At 38.9% G+C, this 15,088-nt stretch carries 9 protein-coding genes; 6 read left to right on the top strand and 3 right to left on the bottom strand.

The window, feature by feature from the left end; translation table 11 throughout:
• Window positions 1-188 precede the first annotated feature (188 nt).
• The 6 genes from B9Y87_RS19780 (at window position 189) to B9Y87_RS19755 (ending at window position 12,440) form a co-directional block, all read left to right on the top strand.
• On the top strand, window positions 189-2,624 hold the full coding sequence (locus B9Y87_RS19780; protein WP_085500694.1) for an ABC transporter permease: 2,436 nt from the start codon (window positions 189-191) through the stop codon (window positions 2,622-2,624).
• Window positions 2,625-2,820: 196 nt separating this feature from the next.
• The gene (locus tag B9Y87_RS19775) at window positions 2,821-5,196 is read left to right on the top strand and encodes an ABC transporter permease (RefSeq protein ID WP_176225691.1); all 2,376 of its coding nucleotides are present in this window, start codon (window positions 2,821-2,823) and stop codon (window positions 5,194-5,196) included.
• 102 nt (window positions 5,197-5,298) lie between these two features.
• Entirely contained in the window at window positions 5,299-7,731 is a 2,433-nt protein-coding gene (locus B9Y87_RS19770) for an ABC transporter permease (protein ID WP_085500692.1), read from the top strand.
• Between the two features lie 161 nt (window positions 7,732-7,892).
• Entirely contained in the window at window positions 7,893-10,307 is a 2,415-nt protein-coding gene (locus B9Y87_RS19765) for an ABC transporter permease (protein ID WP_085500691.1), read from the top strand.
• A 96-nt stretch (window positions 10,308-10,403) separates the two neighbouring features.
• Window positions 10,404-11,066 carry an ABC transporter ATP-binding protein gene (locus tag B9Y87_RS19760; protein ID WP_085500690.1) on the top strand — a complete coding sequence of 221 codons (663 nt, stop codon included), beginning with the start codon at window positions 10,404-10,406 and terminating at the stop codon, window positions 11,064-11,066.
• A 174-nt stretch (window positions 11,067-11,240) separates the two neighbouring features.
• The gene (locus tag B9Y87_RS19755) at window positions 11,241-12,440 is read left to right on the top strand and encodes a hypothetical protein (RefSeq protein WP_139827297.1); all 1,200 of its coding nucleotides are present in this window, start codon (window positions 11,241-11,243) and stop codon (window positions 12,438-12,440) included.
• Window positions 12,441-12,455: 15 nt separating this feature from the next.
• Here the strand turns inward: B9Y87_RS19755 and B9Y87_RS19750 are convergent, their stop codons facing one another.
• From B9Y87_RS19750 to B9Y87_RS19740, 3 genes are all read right to left on the bottom strand, one after another.
• Complete coding sequence (locus B9Y87_RS19750) at window positions 12,456-13,079, bottom strand: gamma-glutamylcyclotransferase family protein (protein ID WP_085500688.1); 624 nt, start codon at window positions 13,077-13,079, stop codon at window positions 12,456-12,458.
• 151 nt (window positions 13,080-13,230) lie between these two features.
• Entirely contained in the window at window positions 13,231-13,686 is a 456-nt protein-coding gene (locus tag B9Y87_RS19745; RefSeq protein ID WP_085500687.1) for an SRPBCC family protein, read from the bottom strand.
• A gap of 14 nt (window positions 13,687-13,700) precedes the next feature.
• Entirely contained in the window at window positions 13,701-14,342 is a 642-nt protein-coding gene (locus B9Y87_RS19740; RefSeq protein ID WP_085500686.1) for a VTT domain-containing protein, read from the bottom strand.
• Between the last annotated feature and the right edge of the window lie 746 nt (window positions 14,343-15,088).

Below are 15,088 nucleotides of genomic sequence, written 5' to 3'. Positions count from 1 at the left end.
CCGCCTTTTTGCGGACCTCCTTGTAGGTCTAGGCCAGGATTTGGAAGTGAAACCAATGAGGTTCGGGGATCCATATGGTAATGAAAACCTACAAGGTGTTGGAAACCTTGCAGGTTAATGAGGGGAAGAGAGTTTATTCATCAATGAAATAAGAAAGGAACTTATTTCTGCATCAAAAATCAATCATCATGATTCATAATCACATTAAAATTGCTTGGAGGAATCTTAAAAAGCAGCCCTTTTTTACTTTTTTAAATACGTTTGGTCTGGCTATAGGGATGGCCGGGTGCCTTCTTATCTCTTTGTATATACATGATGAACTGAGCTATGACAAAATGTTTGCAGATGCCGATCGTATTCATCGCGTAAACAATAATATCAAATTTGGTGGGGACGAGCGATTATTTGCCGTTACCCCAGCTCCCATGGCAGAGGCCCTAAAGAATGATTTTTCTGAAATTGAGTTGGTCACGCGCTTTAGAACGCGAGGTAGTGCGCTAGTGCGCAAAGCCGATGATCTGGCAAATGTTAAAGAAGAGCAGACCACCTATGTAGATGCCTCTTTTTTCGAAATGTTCGGTATAAAGATGTTGGTAGGGGATGCCGGTAAAGCATTGACAGACCCTAATACTCTAGTCCTGACCAAAACCGCCGCTGAAAAGCATTTTGCACTGGCCAATGCAGTGGGGCAAAATTTAGTTCTAAATAATGAGGAAAACTATACTGTTGTAGGGGTAATCCAGGATTTTCCGCAAAATTCCTTTTTAAGGGATTATACGATTTTCGAATCTATGGCAGGGCTTGAAGACGCTTCGGTGGTAAATTGGGGCAGTAATAATTATCAAACTTTCATTAAATTAATACCTAAGGTCAAGGCAGCGGATATTCAATTACAGTTAAGAGGTTTTTTGGGCAAATATGTCATCCCTGGGGTACAGCAATTCATGCCTGGTGTAACGGAGGAGCAATTTAAGGCCGCGGGCAACCATTTAATATTTAGTACAATTCCATTGACTGATATTCACTTGTATTCGCACATGGTAGCGGAAATCAGTGCAAATAATGATATACAAAGTGTATATATCCTGTCTTTTATTGCAATTTTTCTCCTGTTGCTGGCAAGTGTCAATTTTATGAACCTTTCAACCGCTTATTCCCTTAAAAGGGCAAAGGAGGTGGGTGTCAGAAAGTCCTTGGGATCCAATAAAATGGAATTGGTAAGACAGTTCTTGATGGAGTCAGGTCTAATATCTTTTTTGTCATTGGTATTGGCCCTTGTGTTGGCAGTTGTTGCACTACCTTTTTTCAATACATTGGCAGACAAGGATATTTCTATACCATTTGCCAATCCAATATTTTTGATGGTATTATTGGTTTCTGTGATTATTTTGGGTTTGTTTTCTGGTAGTTACCCCGCTTTTTTTATGACTCGTTTCAAGCCGGTGAAGGTTCTAAAAGGAGGTGGTGGAAGCGGTGTTGGAGGTAGTGGGATTAGAAATTCCCTGGTAGTTTTTCAATTTGCCATTTCGGTTTTCCTAATTGTAAGCACCCTTGTTGTATATCAACAGTTAAAATATATCCAGGGCAAGGATTTAGGATATTCTAAAGACCAGATATTAATTCTGAATGATGTGTATACTGCAGGTGATAAGGTGACATCGCTTAAAGACCGGATAAAGCAATTGGGTGCGGTAAAAAATGTCACTTTAAGCAGCTTCTTTCCCACTCCTTCATCTCGCAGCGATTCAACTTTTAGCCCGGAAAATGGTAATACTTCCCAAGAAAATGCCGTTAGTATGCAGACCTGGGGTGTGGATTACGATTATATTTCCACTCTGAATTTGGAATTGGTTGCAGGACGCGATTTTGATAGGATTTATGGTAGTGATTCAACTGCAATTATCGTGAATGAAAAAGCAGTTAGGGTTATGGAACTAAGTCCGCAAGAGGCACTCGGTATGCAATACACCCCGGATTTCGATTCAGAAAACCCAACCTATTACACTATTATTGGGGTCTTAAGGGATTTTCATATAGCTTCCTTAAAAGAAGATATTGATGCCGTGAGCCTTCATCTGGGCGAAAGGGCCTATGCTATGGCGATAAAAATTGTGGCTGGGAATTTTGCCAATACCATCAAGGACATTGAGGGGGTTTGGAATACTATAGTGCCTGGTGAGCCATTTGATTATTACTTCATGGAGGATGCTTTTAATGATACCTATGTAAGTGAACAAAGGCTTGGGAATATCTTCGTCATTTTCACGGTCCTCTCCCTATTGATTGCCTGTTTGGGACTTTTTGGCCTAGCGGCCTTTAATGCGGAAAAAAGGACTAAGGAGATTGGGATCCGTAAAGTGTTGGGTGCCAGTGTTGGCCAAATATCCATAAAACTAACTTTGGATTTCTTAAAACTTGTAGGGATAGCAATCATAATTGCTATGCCTGTAGGTTGGTATGCCATGGCTAAATGGTTGGAAGATTTTTCCTATCGCATAGATATTCCTTGGTGGATATTTGTTCTGGCAGCATTTCTGGCCGTGTTGATTTCAGTGTTCACAGTAGGTTTTCAAAGTGTAAAGGCAGCCATAGTTAATCCTGTTAAGAGTTTGCGAACGGAATAATTAAGTGATCAGTAAACAGTGGACAGTGAACAGGTGGCAGTTGCCGGTGAACAGTGGATAGTAAACAGTGAAAAATGAACAGTTGACAGTAAGAAGTGAACATTGATTAGTTAGGAATTAAAACGCATATCATCAATCAAATCAAAACAAAACGAGAATCATGTTTAAGAATTATTTTAAAATCGCTTGGCGGAATATGAGGAGAAATAAATTGCATTCCGCCATCCATATTTTTGGTTTGGCCATCGCTTTTTCCATCTGTATCCTTTTATTTTTGACGGCCTATTTTCATCTGAGTTTCGATTCTTTCCACAAGGATAAGCCCCAGCTGTTTAGAACTTCCCGCCATACAAACAGTGCACAGGGTCCTGAAATGAGTTCCCAAATGCCACTGCCGGCCGCTGCTGCTTTAAGGACCGATATTCCGGAAGTGGAAACTGCTATAGTGGTGAATATGGGAATGCCTGAAAATTTATCATACGAGGAAAAAAATATGGAACGGGTGGTTGTTAGGACCGATCCGGATTTTTTTGAAGTGTTTAATTTCCCGGTACTTATTGGTAATGGTAGCACGGCACTTTCCGGTTTGCAGGATATAGCCTTAAGTGAAACTACGGCCAAGGCCATTTTTGGGAATTCGGATCCCATTGGGAAGGAGCTAAAAATAGGCAGAGGCGAAGACGTTGAATATTACACCGTAACCGCAGTGGTCAAAGATTGCCCTAAGAATTCAAGTATTCGATTTGACGCAGTCGCCCGGACCGAATCGCTTCCCAATTATGCACAGCTTCAAAATGATTGGGGCTCCAATGGATCCAGTGTTTTTATTAAAATCTCCAAAAATAGCGAGCCACAAAAGGTTGCTATGAAACTGGAACCTTTTGTGGAAAAATACTATCCCGATCAGTTGGCACAACTTAGGGCCGATAGGCCGGATGTGAAGGAATCCTCCGAATTATTGAGTTTAGACCTCACCAATATTAATGATGTTCATTTTTCCGGGGAAAGGAGTGCTCCCAAGGTATTGGTATATGCCCTCATGTCCTTGGGGGCCTTTATTCTATTGATTGCCTGTTTTAATTTTATAAACCTTAACATGGCCAATTCTTTTAAAAGAAGTCGTGAACTGGGGGTAAGGAAGACTCTAGGGGCTTATAAGGGGCAACTTTTTATGCAGTTATGGGGAGAAGCATTTCTGCTCTATTTTGTTGGTTTTATGTTGGGATTGGGCCTAGCTTCCCAATTGATACCCGTATTTAATGCTCAATTTGGAGGTGGTATTGAAATTTCAGCGCTATTCCAGCCCACCTTTTTGGCAATTATGACAGGCGTCTTTTTACTGGTAACCCTGATTGCTGGGGGATACCCTGCCTTAAAGTTGGCCAACTTTAGTTTGGTTGGAGTTTTAAAGGGTAAGATCTCCACCAAGAGACCGGGAGCCCTTCGCAATAGCCTATTAGTGAGTCAGTTTGCCATTTCCAGCCTGCTGATCTGCATAAGTTGGATAGCAGGCCAACAATTGGATTTTTTACGCGAAGTACCTATAGGTTTTGAAAAGGAGCAGGTTATAAGCATTCCTGTAGGTTACCAGCAAGACGGTAGAAAAATATTGGCGCGTATGCGGAACCAACTTGTAAATGATCCCAATATTGTTTCCATTACTGGGACAGGTGGTAACTTGGGAAGGGGCTTGGATAGGGTTACCGTTAGGTCTGTTGTAGGGTTCGATTATAAACAGAACCAGGTTTCGGCCGATTGGCTCTTGGCGGATTATGACTTTTTAAGGACTTTGCAAATTCCCATTCTTAAGGGAAGGGATTTTGACCCTGCCTATGCCACGGATACAATAAATGCGTTCGTGGTTACTGAGAGTTTTGTAAAGGCCATGGGAGAACCTGATCCCATTGGCAAATATTTTGGAGGGGAAGAAGCAGGATTGGGAAATAGGATCATAGGTGTAATACCGGATTTTAATGCCTATTCCCCGTCCGAAAAAGCTTATCCAATAGCCATTCATCTATCGGCATCGGAACGTATAAATTACATTTTCCTAAAGGTTAAATCGGATAATCCACAGATGGTGATGGAACATATCGCTGCGGTTTGGGAAAAGCTTACCGATAATGCCTTCTTCAAAGCTTCCTTTTTAGATGAGAATCTTCAGGCCTGGTACGAGGGCGAAATAATTATGACCACAGTCTTTAGTATTGCATCGGCCATAGCCATATTCCTTTCCTGTTTGGGCCTTTTTGCCATGTCTTTAATGGTGATTGAATTGAGGACCAAGGAAATAGGGATTCGGAAAGTTATGGGAGCATCGGTCAATTGTATTGTTGGTATGATTTCAATTCACTTTTTAAAATTAGTATTGGTTAGTCTTTTAATTGCAATCCCCTTGGCCTGGTATGCCATGGAGATTTGGATCGAGAATTATGAAAATCGTATATCCATAGATCCGCTCACATTTTTAGGGGTGGGCACTGTGGTAATAGTAGTGGCATTGTTTACCGTTAGTTTTCATACCATAAAGGCAGCCATTGTTAACCCTGTAGACAGTTTAAGAACGGAGTGAAAAAGGAAGTAGTAAACAATAAGCAATTATCAATGAATTGGGAGCAGTAAACAGTTAGGAATTAAAACGCATATCATCAATCAAATCAAAAACGAAGAAACCATGATTAAGAACTATATCAAAATCGCATGGAGGAACCTTAGTAAGAACAAGGTGTATTCCATAATTAACATTGGAGGATTGGCCATTGGTATTGCCGCCTGTTTGTTAATTCTTCAGTACGTTACTTTTGAGCTGAGTTATGAAGATTTTCACACAAAAAAAGATCGGATCTATCGTGTAAAACAAGACCGATATGACAATGGCAAGCTTTCCACGGAATGGGCGGCAGGGGCATTTGCAGTTGGTAATAATTTGGCAGAGGCTATCCCTGAAATTGAAGATTATGTAAAAGTGGTAGAAACAGGAGATCTAATCGTCAAGATTCAAGATGAGGTCCTGAAAATAGAAAAAGTATTTTTCGCGGGTAATTCCTTCTTTTCCATTTTTTCCTACCCTCTTTTGGATGGGGATATAAACACCGTCCTTATGGAACCGTACACCGCTGCGATTTCTGAAACAACTGCACTCAAAATATTCGGAACAAGGGATGCCGTGGGTAAGTCTGTGCTGATCAGCGGTGGACACACCTACAAAATAAAAGGTGTTTTTAAAGATATGCCCTCCAATACGCAACTTAAACCTAACTTCTTGGCTTCCTATGCCAGTTTTGTGGAGCAAGTGAAAGCAAACAGTCAGGGTGATGAGGTACAAGACCCGGAAACATGGTGGACATCAGATGGATGCTTAACTTATTTTCTATTGCAAAAAGGAGCTCATCCCAAGAAGGTAGAAGCTAAATTTCCGCCTATTGTGGACCAGGGAATAGGTGAATTTATGAAGCGGTATAACGCTTCCGTTACCTATTCCTTACAAAGTCTGACCGACATACATCTTTATTCTAATTATATCATGGAGCCCGCACCTAATGGTGACGGAAAAACGGTTTATCTTTTGATTGGCATTGCCTTTTTTATTCTTTTAATAGCATTGATCAATTATGTTAACTTGGCTACTGCCCGTGCCGTTGGTCGTGCCAAAGAGGTTGGGGTAAGAAAAGTTGTGGGTTCGCAAAGAAAGCAGTTGGTTGTTCAGTTCTTTATTGAGTCTGGAATCTTTAATGGCCTGGCATTGGTCTTGGCCATGTTTATAGTGGTCCTAACTATTCCAGCATTTAATCAAATCTCAGGTCGGCATATGTCCTATTCCCTATTTGGTGAAAGTGGTTTTTGGCTTAGTTTGATGATATTGTTCATATTGGGGGTATTTCTTTCTGGTCTATATCCAGCCATTGTACTATCCAGTTTTAAACCGGTTGAAGTCTTAAAGGGTAAGTTGGTAGCAACCAAACAAGGTTCATTTTTAAGAAAATCCTTGGTAGTTTTTCAGTTTGCCGCCTCCTTGTTTTTATTGATAGGTTCTTTGGTGGTCTATCAACAGATTCAGTATATGCGTAATCAATCATTGGGGATTAATATAGATCAGACACTTGTAATAAAGCCTCCAATTGTTTCTGATTCTACTTTTATAAGGAAGAAAAAGGCATTCAAAGAAGCGTTGTTGCAATATCCTACTGTAAAAAATGTGGCGGTTTCTTCTATAGTTCCAGGGGAGGGGGAAGGTTACAATGCGGGAGGTATACGATTGGTAGGGCAAGATGATTCCGAACAAAAACAGTATCGGTTTTTATGGGTGGATTATGATTTTGTTCCACTTTATGATATAAAATTGATTGCGGGACGCTCATTTTCCGAGGATTTTGGTGCAGATAAGGAAGCCGTTATTTTTAATAGGATGGGTATAGAATTATTGGGCTTTGAAAAACCTGAAAAGGCGATTGGAAAACAGATAGATTTTTGGGGAGACCAATGTACGATAGTTGGGGTGGTTGAGAATTATCATCAAGAATCCTTGCGGGAGGCCTATGATCCTTTGATTCTGCGTTTGGATCCCAATAGCAATGGGTATTTTTCCATAAAGTCCGGAACCGATAAAATAGGACGGACTATTCAACAGGTACGTGGTGAATGGGACAAATTCTTTCCGGGAAATACCTATGAATACTTTTTTATGGATGAGAATTTTGATGAACAATACAGGGTAGATCAGCAATTTGGCAACGTGTCCGCAGTTTTTACGCTATTGGGAATATTGATTGCCTGTCTGGGAATGTTCGGCCTTGCATCCTATATGACCCTACAGCGTACCAAGGAAATAGGGGTTCGTAAAGTCTTGGGTGCTTCAGTATTAGGAATCTTAAAACTGTTATACCAAGAGTTTGTGGTTTTACTGTCCCTGGCATTTTTGATAGCTATCCCATTTTCTTGGTTCATAGCCAATGATTGGTTAACAGGCTATGCCTTTAGAATCGGAATACACTGGACCTTTTTTGTGCTTCCCTTTTTGCTTATTCTGCTTATTGCGATGATAACCGTTAGCTTTCAAAGTATCAAAGCGGCACTGGCCAACCCAGTAAAAAGTTTACGAACAGAGTGAAGAAGTGAAGAAGTGAACAGTGGTCAGTTTGCAGTAAACAGTTAACATTATCGTTGAACAAAGAATAACTATCAATGTGCCATAAATACGAAGGACAGTAAAATATAAATTAAATATCAAACTGGTTTCTTGCCTAAGGGGGAGGATTAAAAACGAGTATTATGCTAAAAAATTATCTAAAAATCGCTTGGCGAAGTATTAAAGGTGGTAAGCTCTTTGCTTTCATAAAGATCGGAGGTTTTGCCATGGGCATTGCCGGCTGCCTATTAATTGCCCTTTTTATCAAAAATGAATTGGGTTACGATGACCATTATCAGAATAAAAATAGAATCTACCGTGTTGTTATGCAGGGCATAATGAACGGAGAACAGTTGAAGAGCGTGCATTTTCAACGCCTATTTGCAGAGACGCTCCAATCTACCTATCCAGAAATTGAAAAGGCGGGCAAAATTAATACCAGTGAACTGTTTGGGGCAGGTAGAAGGGCTTTACGTGTTAAAGGCACTACCCAAAACAACTTTGATGAGGGTTTTATTTACGCCGACCAGCAGGTTTTTGAAATATTGGAATTAGATCTACTTGAAGGAAGTCCAGAAAATGTTTTGACCAATCCGGGAAGCATTGTAATGACCTCGTCCAAGGCCTCAAAGTATTTTCCGGATGGAAATGCCGTTGGCCAAACTGTTTTTCTGGATGATGATACTAGTAAGCCTTATACGGTTACAGGAATCATCAAAGAAAATAAGGAAGAAAAATCACATCTCGATTTCGGTTATCTCATGGCCTTAGAAGATAAAAATACGAGTTGGACGACCACCAATTATTTCACCTATGTATTGGTAGACGGGAATACGGATATTCCAGCTTTGGAAAAGAAAATGCACCTTATGTTGGATCAATATTTCATACCAGCACTTACAGAAAGAGGAATGGGCACTGACTTTATGAAGGTATTAAAAACATTGGAATATAAATTACAGCCCATCATGGATATTCATCTAAAGTCGGATATAAAAATGGGAGATAGATTGAAACACGGCGACATTGGATTCGTCTGGTTATTTGCAGCAATTGCGGGAATAGTACTGCTGATGGCAGTGATAAATTTCGTTAATCTGTCTACTGCGAAGTCTGCAAATCGGGCCAAGGAAGTTGGGCTTCGCAAAACTATCGGAGCCTATAAAGGTAATTTGGTTGGTCAGTTCCTTACAGAATCCATTGTTTTTAGTCTCATATCATTTGTAATAGGTGTTTTGTTGACCTGGATACTATTACCAACCTTTAATTCCATTGCAGGCCAAGATATAACCATACCATGGTCCCAATGGTGGTTTCTGCCCACACTTTTAATTGCTGGACTTCTAGTTGGAATGTTGGCAGGCCTATATCCCGCCTTGTACCTATCTGCTTTTAAACCTGTTAATGTTCTTAAAGGCAATTTGAGTATAGGCGCCAAGAGTGGCAAGCTGCGCAGTAGTTTGGTCGTATTTCAATTTACCACCTCGGTAGTTTTGATTATAGGCACTCTAATTATTACTAAACAAATGAATTTCATTTTAGATAAAAAATTGGGTTTTGATAAGGAACAGGTACTTATGGTTCAGGGAACGAACTTAATAAATAACAATATTCATACCTTTAAAGATAGATTACTGGAATTGCCTGCAATCAAGAGTGTATCCGTAAGCGACTATCTTCCGGTAGATGGCACCAAGCGTAACGGTAATACTTTTCGAAAGGCAGAGGGCGGAAATCAAGAGCTGTCGGTGCCAGCTCAGATATGGAAGGTAGATTATGATTATATAAACACCTTAGGTCTTAAGGTCATTAAGGGTAGGGAGTTCTCAAAGGAATATACCAGTGATTCTTCTGCGATTATAATCAACACTGCTATGGCAAAGGAACTAGGTTTTGAAGATCCGCTTGGCAAACGGATCAACAATGGTGAGGAATGGACCATTGTTGGCGTATTGGATGATTTTCATTTCAAAAGCCTTAAGGAAGACATTGCACCGCTTAGTTTGGTCATCGGGAATAGTTCTGGTATTGTGTCTATAAAATTGAACAACGGAGGATCTGCAGGGGCATTGAAGGATATTGAAAACATATGGCAGGAATATGTTACAAATCAGGCCTTTCAATATACGTTTCTTGATCAAGAATTTGCTCAAATGCACGATGATGTAAAGCGTGCTGGTGATATTTTTAACAGTTTCGCCCTTTTTGCACTTTTTATTGCCTGTCTTGGCCTTTTCGCCCTTTCTGCTTTTATGGTGGAACAACGCAAAAAGGAAATTAGCATTCGGTTGGTTCTGGGGGCTCCTTTTGAAAGTATCTATAAACTATTGACCCTGGATTTTCTAAAATTGATTTTTTTGGCCATTCTTATAGCGATACCCATAGGATGGTATATGATGAACCGATGGTTGGAAGATTTTGCCTATAAGATTAATGTTGGATGGGAAGTATTCTGTGTAGCCGGAGGAATAGCTTTGATCATTGCAGTGGCGACCATTAGTTATCAGTCTATTGCGGCAGCATTGATCAAACCCTTAAAAAGTTTAAGAACGGAGTAAAAAACAAATCAGAAATGTCATTTTGGGCATAGTCGAAAACATGGAAGGCATAAGAATAACAATTCGGACGCGTTCGAAAATTTAAAATCAATAGGTATGCTACTACAACTTAAAAACGTTTTTAAATGGGTAAATTCTGGCGGGCAACGTGTCTTTCTCTTAAAAGACATCAATCTTACTGTGGAAGAAGGGGAATTTATTTCGGTTATGGGACCCTCCGGTTCCGGTAAATCCACACTTCTTAATGTTATAGGTATGTTGGATAGTTTTGATGAAGGGGAATACCGCTTTTTGGATGAGCCCGTTCACACCCTAAAAGAAAAACACCGGGCCAATTTGTACAAACAATATATAGGCTTTGTTTTTCAATCTTACCATTTATTGGACGACCTTACCGTACAGGAGAATCTGGAAATGCCCTTACTTTATAAAAAAGTAGGCAGCTCTGAACGTAAATCCCTGGTGGCGGATACCTTGGATCGGTTTAATATAGTAGGAAAAAAGGATCTGTTTCCGGCACAGTTAAGTGGAGGCCAACAACAATTGGTAGGCGTTGCCAGGGCGTTGATTTCCTCTCCCAAGCTTGTCCTGGCCGATGAACCTACTGGAAACCTTAACTCTAAACAAGGAGAGGAGATTATGGAACTTTTCAAGCAATTGAATAATGAAGGGGTTACCATAATTCAAGTTACCCACTCAGAAAAGAATGCTACGTACGGTTCACGTATCATTAATCTTTTGGACGGCAGGAAAATTTAGGTTTGAGAAGTTTATAACTAAAATGGAGTCTGCGCTATAGAAATAATTTTAATTTTTACAGACGGCATTAAATATTTGGGATCATAGCAACTTACTAATGTTTTGTTTACTTTTAATCATTCCATTGGTGAGTTGTATATGAAAAATTATGTGCAGTATCTTATAAGTTTTTTGATGGTGCTACTAATCTATGGGGTTCATATGCTCCCCATATCGGATAGTATGTTGAATGAAAACAACACCAAGCTGTCCCATGTTTTTTTGGCATCCCAAATTAGATATCATCAGGAATTTGCACCCTTTGCAAGACGCCCATTAACCTCTTTGTTGATCGAAGGTTCCTCGGGCATTTTTGGCATTACTTTAGGGGAGTCCTTTGTACTTGTAAACCTATTATTGTTGTTTTTCAGTGGATTGTTGATTTATAGGATTTCATTAGAATTAAAAGCAACTTGGGGACAGGCACTGTTTAACCAAGTGTTTTATTTCTTGACATTTTCAATACTTTTTGCCTTTTTTCCTCCGGTATTCAGTTATGATGAGCCTCTGCAATATTGTTTGATCATGCTCGGTATTTTGGCTTTGATCCGTGAAAAGTGGCTGAATTATGTCCTCTTGTTTTTGTTGGCAATTATAGCAAGGGAAAGTACTTTATTTCTCATGCCCGGATTGGCCATTATTTTTTCGGGTTTTAGTTTGAAGTCGAAGAATATGTGGACCTTTTCAGTAAAAAGAAAATTGCTTCTGCTTTTGGTCCCTTTACCTCTATATATTATTTATTTGGGGATCTTCTTGTGGGCTACGGGTATTTGGAAAGAAACATCAGAAGTGGCCGCCAACAGGTTAAGTTGTTATTTTCAAAATTTTGGTATATATGCCAGTGCTGTAGAATCTATAGTTTCTTTTTTTTTGGTTTTAGGGCCCAGTCTATATTTTCTTTATATAGGAAATAAGCAGAAGATACTTTCTGCATTGGAAAAAAAGTACGTTCATGCATTTTTACTCGCCCTGGTCATTAATACGCCTATTGTGATGGTGGCCACATTGGCCAGGGAATCCAGATTGTTTGCTTTGCCACTTATTTTTTTATGGCCTTTGGCCGGGCAATTGTTTGGAAAGGAATTGGCACTTTTAATGAGACCCAACCTGTATTTGGATTGCTTTAAAGATTGGAGATATAGTGTGTTGTTGCTGGTTTTGTCGATAATAAGTTATGCGATTGCGTTTAGGTTGTATGTACCCAGTTTTCCATCCAAGGATAATTTTTTTAACGAGTATTTATTTGTAATGCTTTTGATTGTGTCCGTGCACTTTTTGTTTGTTGGTTTTTTAAAGAGAAATATGGTAGCCTCAAGGCAAGAACGTTGCGGTTAAGGATTGCTAATTGAATTACTCTACAACCTTCTTATGAATTACTGTTACCACCAAATTGGGATCGTGTGGTACTGTGGATAGTTCAAATTGCAGTTTGTGTTCGCTTCCCATTTTTTCATAGGATGCCATTACTATATCTAAATAATCTTTTTCAATTATACTTTTGTCCTTGTCATTAATGGCATCATACTCATATGTCGGCAGAGCCTTGTAGGCGTAGACATTACCGTTTTCAACATGGTATTCTTCAATACGGTCTGTGACATCAATTCTGGTATATCCAAGTTCAAATTCATCAAACAATGCCAATTCTTCATTGGTTACGAAATACAAGGTACAGTTTAATCGTACGTCCTTATTTTCTATAATATTTAAAAATATAGACTTTTCGTACGTTATGGTACTGTTATCTTTAAGTCTAAAGGATTCATATTTTATATATTCTGCCGGGAAATTTGGGTCGTTATTGGGGGCTACAAAATTCCAAGCACGCTGCAAACCGCGAAGATGTATCCAATAAATGGGATCCTGATATTTTCGCCCTAGAATTTCCTCAAGGCTCTCCAAAGAGGACAACATGCCGTAGCCGATCATTCCTACTTTACCCTCTTGGATTTTTATAGTGGATTTTTTGTCCATAATTATTTAACCTAATGTGTTGCTATCATATGTGTTGCGTGTACATGGTGATAGACTCCCGATTACTTGAAAATCAGATTCCGTTTCGATACTATTTGTGGCCATCAGGCTCAAATTTAGTTGAATATTGCTAATCTTATAACGGTAATCCTTAAAATAATTCATCCAATGCCTTGGTCCTATAATCGAAAATTTCGTTAAGCTTTCTTTTAATAATAAGGATATTGGCAACACTACCCAGGAATCCCAAAGGTGGTTGGTAACTAACAATATCTGTCATTAAAGTCCCGTTCGGTATGGATTCTATAATATGTTGATGGTGCCATATCCTGTATGGACCAACCCTTTGTTCATCAACAAAATAGCTATTATCTTTTAAGTGGGTAATTTCAGTCACCCAAGTTGTTTTAATTCCGAATAAGGGAGAAACCTTGTAGCTTATTATCATTCCAGCGTACATTTTGGAAGGAACGTCTTTGGAAGTGATATCAAAGCCCATATAATCCGGGGTTATTTTTTTTAGATTGGCGGGGTCGGAGATAAATTCCCATACCTTCTCAACAGGGGCGTTAATTTCTTGTGTTTTTTTAAATTGATAAAATCCCATATGTACTAGATATATTAGTTAGAATTTGATTTCTTTTTTAATAATAATGAAAATACTAGGGGCAGCGTTGTAATTATTATTAGGCTGAGGAAGATTAGTCCATAATTATTCTTGACCCAAGTAATTTCACCAACAAAAAAACCAGTCAATAAAAAAAGGCTTATCCATAAAATAGCCCCCAAAACAGTATTCTTTAAAAATAAACGGCGTTCCATATAGACCATACCGGCCAAAAAAGGAATATAGGTTCTAATAATTGGGAAAAAACGTCCGATAATTATTGCCCTTCCCCCGTGTTTATCATAAAATTTCTGGGCTTTTGGCAGATGCTTCAACAAGTATTTATTTAGAAAATAATTATCACTGCGTTGCAATTTTCCACCAAAATATTTTCCAGTGATAAAATTTAGAAGGTTTCCACTTATGGCGGCTATTATAAGAATTACCAGCAATACCCAAATGTTTAGGTTGGTAGAAGCAGCAACTACCCCGGCCGAAAACAATAATCCATCCCCGGGCAAAAAAGGAAAGACGATAAGGCCGGTCTCGAGCATAATGATAAAAAAAAGTAGCACATAGGCGTAATAAACATTATTGGCCACCAAGGCCAATAAAGCATCATCGGTATGCAATATTATTTCTAACAACCTGTCCATTGTAATTTAATTATTTAGAATCCCTTATTAACTTCAGTTGAAAATAATGCGGTTGGGAAGTACTTGGTCCTGTGCTTAGGGTAAAATTGTTGCCCTAATTTTGCCATGGCTACAATATTGTGGTAGTTCTGTTATGGCAAAAGGTAAATTTTCCATTGTTAAAATAGTTTATTAAATGTACGTAATATCTCCTATAATATGATGAGGTCTTTATTATATATTAGGTAAGCTTTAAGAAACTGTTCTTGTTCTTTTATTAGTGAAACTCAATTTTGAGAAGTCAGTAAGTCGCACTTAGAATTGCAAGTTGAACCAATCCCACCTTTTTCGGCGGGATCTAGGTTCAATACCTCGACCCTTGGGTCGATTTCTATTATTGGGTTCAGGGCTTGCCCTGAGGTTCAACCTTTTATTTGTTCAGCCTCTTTAAAGTTGTTGGTGATTTTGTTGGGGCAAGCTAGATAAATAGTCGTAAGTTAAAGATAATCAGATTCTTAGTTAATATTGATGGAAACCGAGACTTGTACATAACTTTTCCGAATGCTATCTATTCATAATTCCATGGATATTACAACAATTAATATATAGGAAATATAAAATATTAGGCAAAACCCAGGGAGGAATTCATCAAAAAAATCGTAGGCACGTCTATTAATGGGTGACTACGATTTTAATGAATAAAAAAAAGCCGGTTTTTGGTCCTTTTCTAAAAGTATCTAAGAAAGTGCGATTGGACCTTAAATTTG

It is taken from the genome of Arenibacter troitsensis (assembly GCF_900177645.1).
GTDB classification, from domain to species: Bacteria; Bacteroidota; Bacteroidia; order Flavobacteriales; family Flavobacteriaceae; genus Arenibacter; species Arenibacter troitsensis.
Note: the sequence above shows the minus strand (reverse complement) of the source record. Positions and strands in the feature narration are given on the sequence as shown.

Coding starts and splice junctions, on each gene's coding strand:
- B9Y87_RS19780 (WP_085500694.1), top strand. CDS start 189: ATGATTCATAATCACATTAAAATTGCTTGGAGGAATCTTAAAAAGCAG.
- B9Y87_RS19775 (WP_176225691.1), top strand. CDS start 2,821: ATGAGGAGAAATAAATTGCATTCCGCCATCCATATTTTTGGTTTGGCC.
- B9Y87_RS19770 (WP_085500692.1), top strand. CDS start 5,299: ATGATTAAGAACTATATCAAAATCGCATGGAGGAACCTTAGTAAGAAC.
- B9Y87_RS19765 (WP_085500691.1), top strand. CDS start 7,893: ATGCTAAAAAATTATCTAAAAATCGCTTGGCGAAGTATTAAAGGTGGT.
- B9Y87_RS19760 (WP_085500690.1), top strand. CDS start 10,404: ATGCTACTACAACTTAAAAACGTTTTTAAATGGGTAAATTCTGGCGGG.
- B9Y87_RS19755 (WP_139827297.1), top strand. CDS start 11,241: ATGGTGCTACTAATCTATGGGGTTCATATGCTCCCCATATCGGATAGT.
- B9Y87_RS19750 (WP_085500688.1), bottom strand. CDS start 13,079: ATGGACAAAAAATCCACTATAAAAATCCAAGAGGGTAAAGTAGGAATG.
- B9Y87_RS19745 (WP_085500687.1), bottom strand. CDS start 13,686: ATGGGATTTTATCAATTTAAAAAAACACAAGAAATTAACGCCCCTGTT.
- B9Y87_RS19740 (WP_085500686.1), bottom strand. CDS start 14,342: ATGGACAGGTTGTTAGAAATAATATTGCATACCGATGATGCTTTATTG.